The organism is Flavobacterium limnosediminis JC2902, from assembly GCF_000498535.1.
Classification (GTDB): Bacteria; Bacteroidota; Bacteroidia; order Flavobacteriales; family Flavobacteriaceae; genus Flavobacterium; species Flavobacterium limnosediminis.
This window is the reverse complement of the sequence record NZ_AVGG01000017.1, coordinates 91,310-105,636: the sequence shown is the minus strand read 5'-3', so window position 1 is coordinate 105,636 and position 14,327 is coordinate 91,310. Positions and strand designations below refer to the sequence as shown.

The 14,327-nt window shown below is 37.7% G+C and carries 17 protein-coding genes, 3 tRNA genes and 1 riboswitch; of the genes, 10 read left to right on the top strand and 10 right to left on the bottom strand.

Annotation, left to right across the window (positions count from 1 at the left end; translation table 11 throughout):
- Nucleotides 1–15 precede the first annotated feature (15 nt).
- On the top strand, nucleotides 16–510 hold the full coding sequence (locus tag FLJC2902T_RS11445; RefSeq protein WP_023579954.1) for a phosphoribosyltransferase family protein: 495 nt from the start codon (nucleotides 16–18) through the stop codon (nucleotides 508–510).
- Here the strand turns inward: FLJC2902T_RS11445 and FLJC2902T_RS11440 are convergent.
- Nucleotides 502–1,020, bottom strand: coding sequence for a shikimate kinase (locus FLJC2902T_RS11440; RefSeq protein ID WP_035678467.1), 519 nt, complete (start codon nucleotides 1,018–1,020; stop codon nucleotides 502–504). The two genes, FLJC2902T_RS11445 and FLJC2902T_RS11440, sit on opposite strands and share 9 nt — an antisense overlap.
- A 128-nt stretch (nucleotides 1,021–1,148) precedes the next feature.
- On the opposite strand from FLJC2902T_RS11440, the gene FLJC2902T_RS11435 reads away from it, so the two are divergent.
- From FLJC2902T_RS11435 to FLJC2902T_RS11425, 3 genes are all read left to right on the top strand, one after another.
- Nucleotides 1,149–1,221: transfer RNA gene (locus tag FLJC2902T_RS11435), tRNA-Lys, on the top strand.
- Between the two features lie 33 nt (nucleotides 1,222–1,254).
- A tRNA-Lys gene (locus FLJC2902T_RS11430) sits at nucleotides 1,255–1,327 on the top strand.
- 44 nt (nucleotides 1,328–1,371) lie between these two features.
- A tRNA-Leu gene (locus FLJC2902T_RS11425) sits at nucleotides 1,372–1,453 on the top strand.
- 59 nt (nucleotides 1,454–1,512) lie between these two features.
- Here FLJC2902T_RS11425 and FLJC2902T_RS11420 read toward each other — a convergent pair.
- Entirely contained in the window at nucleotides 1,513–2,661 is a 1,149-nt protein-coding gene (locus FLJC2902T_RS11420; RefSeq protein WP_023579952.1) for a lycopene cyclase family protein, read from the bottom strand.
- 77 nt (nucleotides 2,662–2,738) lie between these two features.
- On the opposite strand from FLJC2902T_RS11420, the gene FLJC2902T_RS11415 reads away from it, so the two are divergent.
- Genes FLJC2902T_RS11415 through FLJC2902T_RS11400 form a run of 4 tightly spaced genes read left to right on the top strand, consistent with a single transcriptional unit; the run spans nucleotide 2,739 to nucleotide 6,459 of the window.
- Nucleotides 2,739–3,644, top strand: coding sequence for a MerR family transcriptional regulator (locus FLJC2902T_RS11415; protein WP_023579951.1), 906 nt, complete (start codon nucleotides 2,739–2,741; stop codon nucleotides 3,642–3,644).
- Nucleotides 3,645–3,687: 43 nt separating this feature from the next.
- Nucleotides 3,688–5,169 (top strand): phytoene desaturase family protein, encoded by a 1,482-nt coding sequence (locus tag FLJC2902T_RS11410; protein ID WP_023579950.1) that lies wholly within the window; start codon nucleotides 3,688–3,690, stop codon nucleotides 5,167–5,169.
- Nucleotides 5,166–6,005 carry a phytoene/squalene synthase family protein gene (locus FLJC2902T_RS11405; protein ID WP_035678464.1) on the top strand — a complete coding sequence of 280 codons (840 nt, stop codon included), beginning with the start codon at nucleotides 5,166–5,168 and terminating at the stop codon, nucleotides 6,003–6,005. The genes FLJC2902T_RS11410 and FLJC2902T_RS11405 overlap by 4 nt, the downstream gene beginning before the upstream one ends.
- A gap of 10 nt (nucleotides 6,006–6,015) precedes the next feature.
- A complete protein-coding gene (locus FLJC2902T_RS11400) occupies nucleotides 6,016–6,459 on the top strand; it encodes a sterol desaturase family protein (protein WP_023579948.1) in 444 nt (147 codons plus the stop codon).
- Between the two features lie 52 nt (nucleotides 6,460–6,511).
- Here the strand turns inward: FLJC2902T_RS11400 and FLJC2902T_RS11395 are convergent, their stop codons facing one another.
- The 6 genes from FLJC2902T_RS11395 to FLJC2902T_RS11370 form a co-directional block, all read right to left on the bottom strand.
- Entirely contained in the window at nucleotides 6,512–7,048 is a 537-nt protein-coding gene (locus FLJC2902T_RS11395; protein ID WP_023579947.1) for a DUF4252 domain-containing protein, read from the bottom strand.
- A 3-nt stretch (nucleotides 7,049–7,051) separates the two neighbouring features.
- Nucleotides 7,052–7,576: a DUF4252 domain-containing protein gene (locus FLJC2902T_RS11390; protein WP_023579946.1), complete on the bottom strand. Its 525-nt coding sequence runs from the start codon at nucleotides 7,574–7,576 to the stop codon at nucleotides 7,052–7,054.
- 9 nt (nucleotides 7,577–7,585) lie between these two features.
- Nucleotides 7,586–8,035: a hypothetical protein gene (locus FLJC2902T_RS11385; protein ID WP_035678454.1), complete on the bottom strand. Its 450-nt coding sequence runs from the start codon at nucleotides 8,033–8,035 to the stop codon at nucleotides 7,586–7,588.
- Nucleotides 8,016–8,531, bottom strand: a complete 516-nt coding sequence (locus FLJC2902T_RS11380; RefSeq protein WP_023579945.1) for an RNA polymerase sigma factor — start codon at nucleotides 8,529–8,531, stop codon at nucleotides 8,016–8,018. The genes FLJC2902T_RS11385 and FLJC2902T_RS11380 overlap by 20 nt, the downstream gene beginning before the upstream one ends.
- 176 nt (nucleotides 8,532–8,707) lie before the next feature.
- Entirely contained in the window at nucleotides 8,708–9,778 is a 1,071-nt protein-coding gene (locus FLJC2902T_RS11375) for a YncE family protein (RefSeq protein WP_023579944.1), read from the bottom strand.
- A 5-nt stretch (nucleotides 9,779–9,783) separates the two neighbouring features.
- Complete coding sequence (locus FLJC2902T_RS11370; protein ID WP_245594753.1) at nucleotides 9,784–11,544, bottom strand: TonB-dependent receptor plug domain-containing protein; 1,761 nt, start codon at nucleotides 11,542–11,544, stop codon at nucleotides 9,784–9,786.
- A 120-nt stretch (nucleotides 11,545–11,664) separates the two neighbouring features.
- Nucleotides 11,665–11,864, bottom strand: a riboswitch (cobalamin riboswitch).
- Nucleotides 11,865–12,083: 219 nt separating this feature from the next.
- Between FLJC2902T_RS11370 and FLJC2902T_RS11365 the strand changes: the two genes are divergently transcribed.
- Together FLJC2902T_RS11365 and FLJC2902T_RS11360 are read left to right on the top strand one after the other, a co-directional pair.
- Entirely contained in the window at nucleotides 12,084–12,599 is a 516-nt protein-coding gene (locus FLJC2902T_RS11365; RefSeq protein ID WP_023579942.1) for a hypothetical protein, read from the top strand.
- Nucleotides 12,535–12,954, top strand: a complete 420-nt coding sequence (locus FLJC2902T_RS11360) for a T9SS type A sorting domain-containing protein (protein WP_081712559.1) — start codon at nucleotides 12,535–12,537, stop codon at nucleotides 12,952–12,954. The genes FLJC2902T_RS11365 and FLJC2902T_RS11360 overlap by 65 nt, the downstream gene beginning before the upstream one ends.
- Before the next feature lie 44 nt (nucleotides 12,955–12,998).
- On the opposite strand, the gene cobC is transcribed toward FLJC2902T_RS11360, so the two are convergent.
- Complete coding sequence (gene cobC / locus FLJC2902T_RS11355; protein ID WP_035678453.1) at nucleotides 12,999–13,526, bottom strand: alpha-ribazole phosphatase; 528 nt, start codon at nucleotides 13,524–13,526, stop codon at nucleotides 12,999–13,001.
- Nucleotides 13,511–14,308 (bottom strand): adenosylcobinamide-GDP ribazoletransferase, encoded by a 798-nt coding sequence (locus tag FLJC2902T_RS11350; RefSeq protein WP_035678451.1) that lies wholly within the window; start codon nucleotides 14,306–14,308, stop codon nucleotides 13,511–13,513. Before FLJC2902T_RS11350 ends, cobC begins: the two co-directional genes overlap by 16 nt.
- Nucleotides 14,309–14,327 lie beyond the last annotated feature (19 nt).

The following is a 14,327-nucleotide window of genomic DNA, read 5'->3' as shown; positions in this document are numbered from 1 at the left end:
ACAGAAACACAACACATGAAAAACATCATTCTGACAAAAAGTGAAATTCAGCATAAAACCAAACGTATTGCTTATCAAATCTATGAAACCTTTGTAGATGAAAACGAAGTGGTACTGGCCGGGATTGCCAACAGCGGTTATATTTTCGCACAGAAGATTGCAAACGAACTTGCCTTGATTTCCGATCTGAATGTGATTTTGTGTGAAGTACAGATCAACAAAAACAATCCGCAGGACGAAATCATCACCTCATTAAAACCGGAAGAATACCAAAACAAAGGATTGGTACTGATTGACGACGTCCTAAATTCGGGCACCACTTTGATTTATGGCGTGAAGTATTTTCTGGCCGTTCCTTTGAAGAAATTCAAAACCGCGGTACTGGTAGACCGTAATCACAAAAAATATCCCGTAAAAGCCGATTTTAAAGGCATTTCTTTATCCACATCATTACTGGAGCACATTCAGGTGGTATTTGAGGAAAACGATGAGTACGCCTATTTAAGTTAACAACTCCTTTATTTCGTCTGCCACAGCATCAGGATTTTTACCATCTACCGAAACAGTGTGTTTTGATTGGTGGTAAAAATAACTTCTGTCGAACAAATGTTTGGCAATAAACTCGTGCAACTCCTCATCGCTTTGATGTGCTATCAACGGGCGGTGTTTCTTTTGTGGCGCTAAACGATTTATAAGCTCTCCATTTGATCCTTTTAAATAAACCGAAACAACATCTTCTTTTTGCAATTGCAAATGATTATTTGCGTAGCATGGCGTTCCTCCACCCAAACTTAAAACATAATATTGATGAATTGCCATAAAATCGATTAGCGTTTTGTGTTCTAATTTCCTGAATTGAATCTCTCCCATCTCGAAAAACAACTCCGATATCGTTTTTTGAGTATTTTTTTCGATCATTTCATCCAAATCAAAAAAGGGAATTCCTGTTTTCTCAGCCAATAATTTACCAATTGTCGACTTTCCGCTTCCCATATACCCCACTAAAATAATTTTTTGCATAACAATAAAACCTTATAAATTAAATGCTTACCAATTCGGATTAAAAAAAAGTCAAATTTATAATAAATTTCCCTTGCATAATAAATAATACTCCCTATATTTGCACCCGCAATCAGGATATGATTTCAGACTCGGTAGCTCAGCTGGTAGAGCACATCACTTTTAATGATGGGGTCCTGGGTTCGAATCCCAGCCGGGTCACAAAAATGACCTAATTCATATCCTGAAAGCAACGACTCGGTAGCTCAGCTGGTAGAGCACATCACTTTTAATGATGGGGTCCTGGGTTCGAATCCCAGCCGGGTCACAAAAAGAAGTCGTTCGCCAAGGTGAATGACTTTTTTTATTTACGGCCACGTGGAGAAATTGGTAGACTCGCCATCTTGAGGGGGTGGTGTCGCAAGACGTGTCAGTTCGAATCTGATCGTGGTCACTTCAGAAAAAAATCCAAACACTTAAAATTAGTTGTTTGGATTTTTTTATGCTTACAAATTAAAACCGGAACAATCGGAACAGCAACACTTTCAAAAAGGGAAGCTTCGGACAACTCCAAATCACTTTCATTTCTTCTTTCCAACTTGTCTTTTCATCCAAAAAATCAAATACAAGCTTCGGTTGTACCTTGGTAAACATTCCGCTAAACAATTTACATCCCAACTGATTCTCACCATACAAAACATCCACAAACAGACTGTCATAAAAAGTAAAACGGTTTGGTTTGTAGAAATGAGTAAAATCAACCGGATTACTTTTCAAATAAGCCGCCACGCGTTTGGACTGCTTTACAGAATTTTTAAAAGTATATCCCGTACTGGCTTTCGTCCAACCGCCAGCAGAACCGATATGGAGTATTCGTTTTGAATTTCCCTTCCAGAAAGGATAGGTTGTCATGGGGATAACTCCTTTTTCCTTTCGGACAATTTCATAATCCGCAATTCCTTTCTCCTTCAGATAAACCGCAATAGCATTTTCATATTCAGCGTCCGCAAGAACATCCGCTGAAAACAAGGTATACTCTACCAAAGCCTCCGTATCGGAAATCGGTAACACATACATAAACCGCGTATTCCCATTCTGAGGAACGGAAAAATCCATGAACGTGGCGCTGTCATGATTAAAAAACGGAACCGATGTTTTCACAAACCAACCCTGAAAATGCTGCAAAAGCAAGGGATATTTTTTCTTGTTTCGTAAAGTTTCAGCATCCAAAACACTGTTAAAAAAAACGGAGCCCGAATATGTATTGACATCAGTAGTAATAATAACCTCCAAATCACTTTCAACAAACGACAGCAGCCTTTCTTGCTTCCAAACGATATCCGGAAACGATTTCAACTCATCAAAAATCCGATTGTAAAACGATTGCGATTCAATCATTTTATAACTCATCCCGCTTCCAAAACATTCTTTTCGTAATTCACGGTTAACAAAAAAACCGCTGAACCATTGTTTTGCTACCACAGAATCCCATTCCCCTGCTCCATTTTCCCAAAAACACCAGGTACGATCATTTTTATCCTTTTCCTCCGGATCCAAAAGCAAAACCGATTTTCCTGACAACACACCAGACTTATTCATTTCATGCAGTACCATCAAACCGGCTAAACCGGTTCCGGCAAAAATATAATCGTATCCAGTCATTCCAGAAATATTTATAACAAATGTAACCAATCGAAGTAAATAAACCTGTAATTTTGTTTAATGAAAATGACAAAAAGATGAACGTTATCAAAAGTATCTTCAGTATAAAAGATCTGGAAAACCTATCCGGGATTAAAGCACACACCATTCGCATCTGGGAAAAAAGGTATGCCATTCTGGAACCTATGCGAACTGATACCAATATCAGAAGTTATGATATAGCAAATCTTCAAAAACTGTTAAACATTTGCCTGCTGTTGCAGCACGGTTATAAAATTTCAAAACTCGCAAACCTTGACTCCGCAAAAATAGCGGCACTGGTCAACGAAATCGCCTCTGAAAAAAACGCTAAAAACCATGCCTTGAATTCTTTTAAAATGGCAATGATGAATTTCGATTCGGCCATGTTTTTTAAAAACTACAACGATCTATTAAAGGAAAAATCATTCAGAGAAGTTTTTCATGAGGTTTTCATTCCGTTATTGGAAGAATTGGGATTATTGTGGCAGACGGAAACCATAAGCCCGGCACACGAACATTTCATATCCTATCTGATCAAACAAAAATTACTGATAAACACCGAAAAACTGCAAAGTCTTGAAAAAAAGCAACAAGACAAACTGTTTGTATTATACTTACCTCCCAATGAAATTCACGAATTAGGCCTTTTATACCTGAACTACGAAATACTCTACAGAGGCTACAAAACCATTTACTTAGGTCCAAGCATTCCGATAAGCTCTTTACTCGAAGTTAAAAAACACTTTCAAAAGATAACTTTTGTGAGCTACATTACCGTAGAACCATCTCCCGAAGAAATAAACCAATATCTCGTTGACGTGAATACCGCTTTACTAAACGATACCGATACAAACTTATGGTTGTTCGGAAGATTGACAGAACATATTGAAAGTAAGAACATCTCACCAAAAACAACCATTTATAAATCGTTTGAAGAACTTACGAAAGAAATAATTTTATAAATCTTATTTTGTTTAACTTTTTCGTACATTTGTTAAACAAAATATGAAAACAACAATTCACATAATAGGTTCCGGTTTTTCTTCATTGGCTGCGGCTTGCTATTTGGCCAAAGAAGGGAATGATGTAACTGTCTTTGAGAAAAACGGCACTGTTGGAGGCAGAGCAAGGCAACTAAAGAAGGACGGCTTCACCTTTGACATTGGTCCGACCTGGTATTGGATGCCGGATGTGTTCGAGCGTTTTTTTTCCGATTTCAATAAAAAACCTTCCGATTATTATCAGCTCGTCAAATTAAGTCCGGCCTATCAGGTGTATTTTGATGTAAACGATTTTATAACGATTGCGGATAACTTAGACGAAATCATCATCACTTTTGAAAGCATCGAGAAAGGAAGCGGGCAAAAATTAGCAGCTTTCATGAAAGAAGCGCAGAGCAATTACAATATTGCCATTAAAGATTTGGTGTACCGTCCGGGAGAATCGCCTTTAGAATTGATTACTCCGGAAACAACGCTGAAAATCGGACAATTCTTCGGTAACATTTCCCGTGATATCCGAAAGCAATTCAAAAACAAACGACTGGTTCAGATTCTTGAATTTCCGGTTTTATTCCTTGGTGCTAAGCCATCGGATACACCTTCGTTTTACAGTTTCATGAATTTTGCCGATTTCGGACTGGGTACTTGGCATCCGAAAAACGGCATGTACAGCGTTATAATGGCGATGGAAACTCTGGCAAAAGAATTGGGAGTGAAAATCCACACCAATGCCAACATCGAAAAAATCACTGTCGAAAACGGAAAAGCTTCCGGAATAGTTGTCAACGGACAGGAGATTGATGCCGATATTATCGTAAGCGGCGCCGATTATCATCATACGGAAACGCTTCTGGATGAAAAATACCGTGCGTATTCTGAAGCCTATTGGAACAAAAAAACCTTTGCGCCATCTTCCCTGCTTTTTTACGTTGGTTTTGATAAAAAAATAAACAATGTCGAACATCACTCCTTATTTTTTGATGTTGATTTTGATGCACATGCATCGGATATTTATGACACTCCTAAATGGCCGGAAAACCCGCTGTTCTACGCCAGTTTTCCATCAAAAACTGATACCAATTCGGCTCCGGAAGGAAAAGAAACGGGTATCTTTCTGATTCCGCTCGCTCCGGGAATTGAAGATACGCCCGAATTACGGGAACACTATTTCGAAAAGATAATTACCCGATTGGAAAAACTTACCGGTCAATCGGTTAAAAGTAAAATTCTGTTTAAAGAATCTTTTTGCGTAAACGATTTTATTAAAGAGTACAATTCATACAAGGGAAATGCGTACGGCATGGCTAATACGCTGTTGCAAACCGCCTTTCTGCGTCCGAAATTAAAAAGTAAGAAGGTTAAAAACCTCTATTTCACGGGACAACTTACCGTTCCGGGACCGGGTGTTCCTCCTTCCTTAATTTCAGGAAAACTGGTTTCCGATTTGATTAAAAAGCACTACAAACCCGAAAAACAAAAACTATGAAAGCAACTTTTGATAAGGTTTCGTTTGAATGCAGTCAGAATGTAACGAAAGCCTACAGCACTTCGTTTTCGAGTGCCGTTAAAATGTTGGCGCCCGCTATCCGGCAGGACATTTATAACATTTATGGTTTTGTTCGCTTTGCCGATGAAATTGTAGACACCTTCCATGACTACGATAAGGAAAAACTTTTTTCCTATTTTGAAGAGGATCTGGAAAAAGCTTTACAAAACAAAATCAGTCTGAATCCGGTGTTGAATTCTTTTCAGCACACGGTTCACAAATACGCTATCCCCCGAGAATTAATCGGTGCATTTATGAAAAGTATGAAGTTGGATCTGTACAAAAAGGAATACACCACTTTTGAGGAATACAACGAATACATTTACGGTTCGGCGGATGTGGTCGGTTTGATGTGCCTGAAGGTTTTTGTTAACGGAAATGATAAAAAATATGACGAATTGAAAGAATCTGCCATGCGATTAGGATCGGCATTTCAGAAAGTGAATTTCCTGAGAGATCTTAAAGCCGATTACGAGGATTTAAACCGAACCTATTTTCCGGAAACCGATCTGTCTTGTTTAAACGAAGAATCCAAACAACAGATTATTGCCGAGATCGAAGCTGATTTTGATGCCGGGTTCAAAGGCATCCTAAAATTACCTTTGGAAGCCAAATTCGGAGTTTACACTGCTTATGTTTACTATAAAAAATTGCTTTCAAAATTAAAAAAAACGTCTTCCGTGGAAATTAAAAACACGAGAATCCGTGTTCCTGATTATGAAAAAATAGGACTTTTGGCTAAATGCTATTTAAATTATCGCTTAAATTTACTTTAAAATCAACGCTATGTGGTTACATATATTAGTTTTCCTGCTTACCTTCTGCTTGATGGAATTCATGGCGTGGTTCAGTCATAAGTACATCATGCATGGTTTTTTATGGTGTTTGCATGAAGACCATCATCGCAAAAACCACGATTCCTGGTTTGAACACAACGATGCTTTTTTTGTGTTTTACGCCATCATCAGCATTACTTTTTTCCTGCTTTGGAAATTTGACATCCTATCCATCGGATTGGCCATCGGTATTGGTATTTTCGTTTATGGTTTAACCTATTTTATGGTTCATGATATTTTCATTCATCAACGTTTTAAATTGTTCCGGAATGCTAACAGTCGTTATGCCAAAGCGGTTAGAAGAGCGCATAAAATGCATCATAAACATATGGGTAAAGAAGACGGTGAATGTTTTGGGATGCTACTTTTTCCAAGAAAATATTTCAAACAATAAAAAAGTCCCGATAAAATCGGGACTTTTTTATTTAAGGCTGTATCAGCTTTATTTAAGGCTGTATCAGCGCTTGTAAAGGTTTGAGTTGCTCCATATCGATATTGGCTTTCTGCATCAGACGCATCAGATTTAAAACATCGGTCGGATTCATATCATCGCCTATAATCCGAACTACGGCAAAACCGTTTTCCTTTTTATTGGCATACAACACAAACTCATCGATGTGTTCGTCCTGACCCACAAAATAAATCGCACCGCTTTCTTTACCGGAACCCACTTTCATCAATTGCTGATAAGTCTGATCTTTAAGTATCGCGTTTACCTTATCCCGTTCCTCATTAAACCTGTTTTGGTTTAACGAATCGGATTTGAAAGCAAGGATGTTAATTTTCTCAAATGCCTGCAACGCCTCTTTCTCCTCGCTCGTCAGCGTTACCTTATCGACATTGATGAAAGTTGGCGACAAATCCAGTGAAATAAATTCTTTATTCTCGGAATTGGTTACAAAATACTTCTGCAACGTGGGCTTTTGCTCGCAACCTGCAAAAAGTAGTGCTGTAAAAAGTCCCAAATAGATATAACGTTTCATAAACTATTTTTTAGAAGCTTTCTTCAGGGAATCTCCGCCCGGAAGTCTCATTTTTTCAGTCAGCGCAGAGATTTCCTCCAAGTCAAAGTTTCCGGTTAAAGAAAGCAATACAGTTTCGTTTTTAGCGCTGGCTCCTTCGATGAACATCAACAGTTCTTTTACCTGATTGCCGTTTGCGCTTGATTTCACATAAATCTTAACGGTTTTCCCACCATCATTAACACGCATTAACTCGTCTAACGGATTGGATTTCAAATAACTGTTAACCGTTGATTTCATTTCGGAAGCCGGTTTCGAACTGTTGGTAGTAAACACTTTCAGATTTTCTAATTTTTTAAGCAAACTCATGTAAGCCTGAGCTTCCTTATCGGTAGCGTCCACTTTCACCTTGCTCATCAATTCGAACATTTTTTTGTTTACGATAACCGATGTTACATTCTCCTGTCCGTCGAACTTATCAAAAGCTGCCTGAGCAAATAGTGTTGATGAAAACAAGGCTATTACTAAGGTTAAAAATAACTTTTTCATTTTTTTTGATTATTTAAAGATTGTTTTTGTTGTTTGATTGTACTCATTAATATAGTCGATACTTTTTACGCCTTCATTTACGTTTTCCGAAACCATCTGCAATGCTTTTTGCGTTTCCTGGAAAGCTACCTCCGGACTTTCGAACGTACCCAAATCCTGATTTAGATTAGGCTGTTCCGATAGTTGGTTCATGAAGTAAAGCGTCCCTGACAAAACCGCCACACTGGCCGCTACGGAAATCCACGCTACATAACTTCGTTTTCTGGGTTGTAATGGAACCGTTTTGGTAAATTGTTCTTGCTTTGCCTGTTTGAAGTAACCGAAAATTGCTCTGTATTGTTCCAGATGGGGCGCCACATCCGGGGATGAAAAGTATTCTTTCAACTGCTTTTCTTCGGCAATACTGGTTTCTCCCGAAAAGTATTTTTCTACTAGTTTTTCAATTGTATGTAATTCCATAATTATGCTTTTTAACCAATTGTTCTCTTATTTCTTTTCTCGCTCTGGAAAGAGCAACCCGAACTGCTGTTTCGCTCATTTCCATAATTTTTGCGATTTCCGCAAACTCATATTCTTCAACATCCCGCATCTGAAGTATCAACCTTTGTTGTTCGGGCAGGGTTTCCATTATTTTTTCCACCCAATCCCAACTGTCTTTATCTTCAATCTGTTTTTGAACACTTGCCGTCCGGTCCGAATAATTATTGTGCACAATCTGCAAATTGGATGCCCTTTTCGATTTTAACTGATCGAGACAGTAATTTTTGGTCATCGTCATTGCGAAAGCTTCCACACTGGAATAATTCGACAGAACATTATTATTTTTCCACAATTTCACCAAAACCTCCTGTGTTGCGTCTTCGGCTTCTTCGGTGCTCACGAGCAGCCTTTTTGCCATCCGAAACAACTTGTCTTTAAAAGGAGAAATTAAATTCACAAACTCCTGCTGATTCATAATTTCATTGGTTTGGTGTTGGTTTATACAATCTAGACGAACTACTCATTGGTTTGTTACAAGGTACAATAAAAAAAATGCACTCTTTTAAAATAAAAAAATCCCGACGCTTTCACATCGGGATAAAACATACTGATAATGGTTAATTACTACTAAAAATCGTATGTCCTTTTTCCTTAGTTATTGAAATAAAAACCGTTTGGACCAACACCCACAGTTACTTCTTTATGCAAAGTTCCGGTTAAAGAATAAACATATGCTTTACTGTTTGCCGTAAAATCGCCACCATCAGCGATAAAGATGTGTCCGTTATTAACAGCGAAACCATACATTTTTCCATAAGCCGATGTAGATGGATAGCTTAAAATCGCAGTAGTTGAAGCTGATGAAGCCGTTACATCCATTGCATAAACAGAGGTGTCAACGGTATAATACACTTTATTCTCGTAGATATCTAAATTTTTAGCATCGTTTAATTCAGCCGGGAAGACAATATTAGTCATACTGGAATCCGCCAATTTCACTTTTACGATTTCACTTGGTCCTCCGTATGGACTTCTTAACACATATAAAAATCCGTTGTTCACTTCCATGGTATCTGCATCAGAACCAACATTTATAGGCGTTTCAAGTGTATTAGTCGTTGGATTAACAACCAGAATATTGGAATTGTTGTATGGCTCTGAAATGTATAATTTTCCGTTTTCCAATAGGATTCTGTTTCCTGTAGCATTCAAAGGAATTGTTGTTTCCACTACATTCGTGGCAAGATTGATAACAGCCACATAATCGTCCGTATTACCTATTGCATCGGCTGGAGCTCCGAAATCTGCATATGTATTCGCATTAACAACATAAGCTTTACCGTCCTTCACAACACCATATCTCGGCGCTGCAAGACCCGTTTCTATTTTCGCAACCAATTTGAATGTTTTTCTGTTTACCACATTAATTTTATTGGATCCGCCTGCAATAATATAAGCATAGTCACCATTAAAAAACATGGATTGCACATACTGCCCAAACAAATCTCCGGGATTAACTATTTCATGCACATTCTGAGTGAAATTCGTCAGATCACTACTTAAATAAGATACCGAACCCTGTCCTGACGAACCTTCATTCAGAATAAAAACACCATTTTCATACGCACCTGAATCAACTGTTGAATCACTATCGTCATTGGTACACGAAACAAACATTGAAATACTCCCCAGAGCAACTAAAAAAAACTTACTGAACTTCATTATTATTAAAATTTAAGGTTAATGTATATATTAAAATTTCTACCGGGTAAAGGTCTGTCTTCAAGGCTTTGGTATTTTTCGTTAAATAAATTCAACACCTGAAAACCCAGTTTTGAAGAGGTAAAATATCCGAAATCATAATCAATTCCGATATTGGATACATTATAGGCTTCTATGATTTCTTTGGGATCGTTATCGGATCTGGTATAAACAAATCCGTTATATAAAAACTGATAATTTGCCGACAACTTTTTATAGGAATAAGCCACGGAAGCCGTTGTTTTGTGAAACGGCACAAAGAAAAGTTGTTTGCCGGTTGCCTCATTTTCCGAAATGGTATACGCGTAAGTACCGTTTAAATTGAAATAATGTTTTCCGTAATTCGCTGCCCATCCTAACAAAATTTCGGTACCATAAGAGTTTACCCTGTCTGTATTTTGTGGTGACCAGAAACTTCCATCTCCCGGAACCCAGCGCAGTAAATCTCTTATTTTCATATAATACATCGTTTGCGACAATGTGATTTTTTTATACGAAAAAACATTTCCGATTTCGGCCTGATAAGCACTTTCCGGTTTTAAATCCGGATTTCCTCCCTCTTCCCAATACAAATCATTGAAAGTCGGAATTCTAAAGTTTCTTGAAAAATTAGCCTTCAACGTATACAACTTACTGAAAGCATAAGACGTTCCCAACGAAAACAATAACGGACTCTGATAATTATCTGTGATTTCTTTACGGATACCGAACTCACTTTGCCATTTTTGAATCGGATTAAATTGTGCCAGCAAGGCAACCGATCCGATCTCCCTTACGTTATTCCCAAAACTGGTGCCATAGCCGTTGGTATGACTATAATCTGCAACACCGTTAAGTTTTAGATTTTCCAACACTTCATATCCGAAATCAAATTTTGTTATAAAGCATTCTGTTTTTCCGAAACTGAAATAATCGCTATTGATATCTCCGAAATACTGATAATTTTCAGAAATGTAGGCCGTTTTAAAATTGGCAGTCAATTTGTTTTGTGTCGTTTGATATTCAATCAGATTCCGACTGAAACCATTAATGTATTTCGTTTTGGTATCCGACTCTGAAACCAAAGCCATATTTCTGTCGGTATTGGAAGTCTGACTGTAAAACTTGACACTATTCTTCGCATTGATTTTATATCCTAAACTGGCATTCACACTCGTGTTTTCATACTGCCCGTTTACATTTTTACGCTGTTCCCCTTTCCATGTATATAATCCCACATAAGGGTAATCATTTTCCGAACCGTTATACGAAAATCCGATTTGCGAACTCCACTTTTCATTCGAAAACACCATTCTGTAATTCGTTCCCAGAGTCGCAAAACTGCCATAAGCTATTCTGAAATCGTTGCAGAACTGTTTTTTAAAAACCAAATCATTGTTTAAATGAACCGATCCTCCTATGGCACCACTGCCGTAAATCACACTGCCGCCACCTGCTTTTACGCTGATGGAATTAAAATCGTTTGTTGTGATGGTATTAAAATCGGTGCTGCCGCTGAGTTGCGAATTAATGTTGATTCCATTCCAGACTACCGCCGTTTGCGATGCTGTTGTTCCTCTGAAAGAAACTGTAGACAACATACCGCGACCGTATTCCTTAAAGTAAATAACGCTGTTATATTTCAGCAAATCGGTAAGTGAGGGTTGGTTTTTATTGATTACCGAATCCGTAAGGACCTGAATCGATTGCGATTGATTGTTCTTCAGGTAAACATCCGAAATTATCAATTCTTCTAATTTTGTTATAGAGTCATTTTGCGCCGAAACTAATTGGCACAAAAACAAAAAACAAAATAAAAGTAGCTTTTTCGCAGTCATAATTTCTGAACCTTTTTTCCCGAAAGTTCGATATTCGTTAAGAAAAAGGCAGGTCTCCTGGCTTGCGTCCTGTTGTTTACCTTCCCATCTCGCCTTGGCGGACAGTGGTTTTGTAGTTAACAACAAGCTTTATAGCTTACAGTTGCGGGAACAGCTTAGGTTTTGAACCTAATTCCCTTTTAATGCGATTTAAAAAAAAGTAAATCACAACCTTAATCGAGCGCAAATATAAAGTTATAATTATCAATAATGCAACCTTGTTGCTGTTTTTGAAAGTTTTTTTAAACAATAACTAAAAAAAACACTTTTATTCGCCTCTTATTTTGAAGTTAATTTTACAAATGAATTTTAACAACCGATCCGAAATCCGCTCGTATCTTAAATCAAATTGCTAAGCAACATAGTATTACATCCGTATTTTTCGTACATTTGAAATTAATTTTTTCTTTATGAAAAAAATAATCCTCTTTTTACTTTTTACGACTTTCGCTTTTGGGCAAACTGTTGTAGATATTCGATTGGTGAATCCACAGGTAGGAAATCCTGTTGGTGGTAGTTCTTGTTGTGGTAACCCTGTGACAACTTCAAGTGATCCAGGGCTCAATGCAATTTTCCAGACCTATGGCGTTTATAATTACACACACAAAGCAGGACACCCTTATCCGGATTACAGCATGAAAATGATGGAAATTTATGCTTCAGGAGACCTTAACCAATTTATCGCAGCCTTAAATACATATAGCTCTGTAGTTGAAAAAGCAGTGATTTCAAGTTATGGCATTTTCAAAGACGCTGTTCAAACGAAAATTGCAACTCAGGGAATTGGTATTCCAACAGGAAGCTCCAACAATATTATAACCACAAATGATGCAGGTTTGAATCAAATTTTTCAAAATTATAATGTTTTTTACTATACGCAGGCTTATCCATCTGCAATCTCACCATCCTTTGTTACGCTATTATAACGTAGTTTGCAATTGCGATAATGTACAGCTTAAAACCGCTTTGGACAACTATACAACTGTTATCGAGGCAGGAAGCACTCAATATTCAACTGCTATATACCTTTTAAATAACACTGAGTTTGATAAAAACACTTTTTCGATCTACCCTAATCCATTCACAACAACTTTCAAAATCGAAAATCAAGAGCAAATCAGTCAATATACCTTATTTGATGTAACTGGAAAACAATTAATAAAAACGACTGAAAAAAGCGAGTTGGACACGCAAACCTCTAAATTAAATTCGGGAATGTATCTTTTACAACTCGACTTCGAAAATGGGAAAAGCAGCAATTATAAAATCATAAAAAAATAGTCTTATTAAAAAAACGGCATCTTTATTTTGATGTCGTTTTCATTTTATATCATTATGATTTTAATCACTTGTCCGAAATCGACCTTATTCTGAAAGGCATCATTCAAAGGCAAATCGGATATTTTGCATAAAACACTTCGTATCACACCGGCATGGGTTATCAGAACAATCGGTTTTGTTTTATCCGATTGAAGGACTATTTCTGTAAAATCAATGACTCTGGCATATAATTCGGTAAATGATTCTCCATTAGGAACTTTCACATTCACAAAATCATTCATCCACGGGTTGATTTCTTCTGGCGGAATGGCATCCCATTTTTTCATTTCCCAATCGCCGAAACTCATTTCCATCAATCTGGAATCGGTTTGATAATTGGCACCTGATAAATAATCGGCTAAAACCGTACAACGTTGCAGCGGACTGGAATAAATCACCGCATCTTCAGGAATCTGATTTTTAATGATTTCAAATTGATGCAGGAATGGTTCCGATAAACCAACATCGGCCTGACCGTAACAAATCCCTTTTTCGCAAACGGTTTCGGTATGACGCACTAAATAAACTTCCATATCGCGATAGCTGAGAGATAAAAAACTACTTCACAAACCTGTTGAGTTGCCCCCAGACAATCGCCGGTATAACCGTCAATCCACTTCTGAAAATAACGCGCCATAAAAAATCGGGTAACAAAAACCGGGATTAACACCAAAAGCAATTGCCATTGAAAATACGACAAAACAACCAACGGCAACAATCCGAAAAAGAAAGCTCCCAGCACTTCGCGCCAGGTATAATTCTGAGCGATGGGTTTGCTCTTACTCGAAGCATCCTCTCGGGAATATTGGTGCGTAAAAACTATGGAAACTGCCGCCAATCTGCTTATGGAATGCGCGGTTACAAACAGTAATGAAAAAACGAAATATAAATTCAGAGAGGCAATTTCTGTATTTCTAAAAAGCGTACTTACTGCCATAAACTTCATCAATAACAATAAGACAACTCCAATCGCACCATAAGCACCAATCGCACTGTCTTTCATGATCATCAGAATTTTTTCCTTGGTCCAGCCTCCGCCAAAACCGTCGCAAACATCGGCAAAACCGTCTTCATGAAAAGCTCCGGTTACTAAAATGGATGCAATCATCGAAAATAAAACCGCAATTTCTGAACCCATCAGAAAATTAAAAACACTGTACACACCAAACGCCACACTCCCCACAATCCAACCCACCAATGGAAAATAGCGGGACGCTTTGTTGAGATAATCAGGATTATGATCAATGTTTTTCGGACACGGAATTCTGGTGTAAAACATCAATGCTGTAAAAAATATATGTAATTCTTTCTTCATTTTGATTCGAACACGGTTT

Excerpts from the sequence above, each read along its gene's own strand:
- FLJC2902T_RS11445 (WP_023579954.1), top strand. The coding sequence starts at position 16 with ATGAAAAACATCATTCTGACAAAAAGTGAAATTCAGCATAAAACCAAA.
- FLJC2902T_RS11440 (WP_035678467.1), bottom strand. The coding sequence starts at position 1,020 with ATGCAAAAAATTATTTTAGTGGGGTATATGGGAAGCGGAAAGTCGACA.
- FLJC2902T_RS11420 (WP_023579952.1), bottom strand. The coding sequence starts at position 2,661 with ATGACTGGATACGATTATATTTTTGCCGGAACCGGTTTAGCCGGTTTG.
- FLJC2902T_RS11415 (WP_023579951.1), top strand. The coding sequence starts at position 2,739 with ATGAACGTTATCAAAAGTATCTTCAGTATAAAAGATCTGGAAAACCTA.
- FLJC2902T_RS11410 (WP_023579950.1), top strand. The coding sequence starts at position 3,688 with ATGAAAACAACAATTCACATAATAGGTTCCGGTTTTTCTTCATTGGCT.
- FLJC2902T_RS11405 (WP_035678464.1), top strand. The coding sequence starts at position 5,166 with ATGAAAGCAACTTTTGATAAGGTTTCGTTTGAATGCAGTCAGAATGTA.
- FLJC2902T_RS11400 (WP_023579948.1), top strand. The coding sequence starts at position 6,016 with ATGTGGTTACATATATTAGTTTTCCTGCTTACCTTCTGCTTGATGGAA.
- FLJC2902T_RS11395 (WP_023579947.1), bottom strand. The coding sequence starts at position 7,048 with ATGAAACGTTATATCTATTTGGGACTTTTTACAGCACTACTTTTTGCA.
- FLJC2902T_RS11390 (WP_023579946.1), bottom strand. The coding sequence starts at position 7,576 with ATGAAAAAGTTATTTTTAACCTTAGTAATAGCCTTGTTTTCATCAACA.
- FLJC2902T_RS11385 (WP_035678454.1), bottom strand. The coding sequence starts at position 8,035 with ATGGAATTACATACAATTGAAAAACTAGTAGAAAAATACTTTTCGGGA.
- FLJC2902T_RS11380 (WP_023579945.1), bottom strand. The coding sequence starts at position 8,531 with ATGAATCAGCAGGAGTTTGTGAATTTAATTTCTCCTTTTAAAGACAAG.
- FLJC2902T_RS11375 (WP_023579944.1), bottom strand. The coding sequence starts at position 9,778 with ATGAAGTTCAGTAAGTTTTTTTTAGTTGCTCTGGGGAGTATTTCAATG.
- FLJC2902T_RS11365 (WP_023579942.1), top strand. The coding sequence starts at position 12,084 with ATGAAAAAAATAATCCTCTTTTTACTTTTTACGACTTTCGCTTTTGGG.
- FLJC2902T_RS11360 (WP_081712559.1), top strand. The coding sequence starts at position 12,535 with ATGTTTTTTACTATACGCAGGCTTATCCATCTGCAATCTCACCATCCT.
- cobC (WP_035678453.1), bottom strand. The coding sequence starts at position 13,526 with ATGGAAGTTTATTTAGTGCGTCATACCGAAACCGTTTGCGAAAAAGGG.
- FLJC2902T_RS11350 (WP_035678451.1), bottom strand. The coding sequence starts at position 14,308 with ATGAAGAAAGAATTACATATATTTTTTACAGCATTGATGTTTTACACC.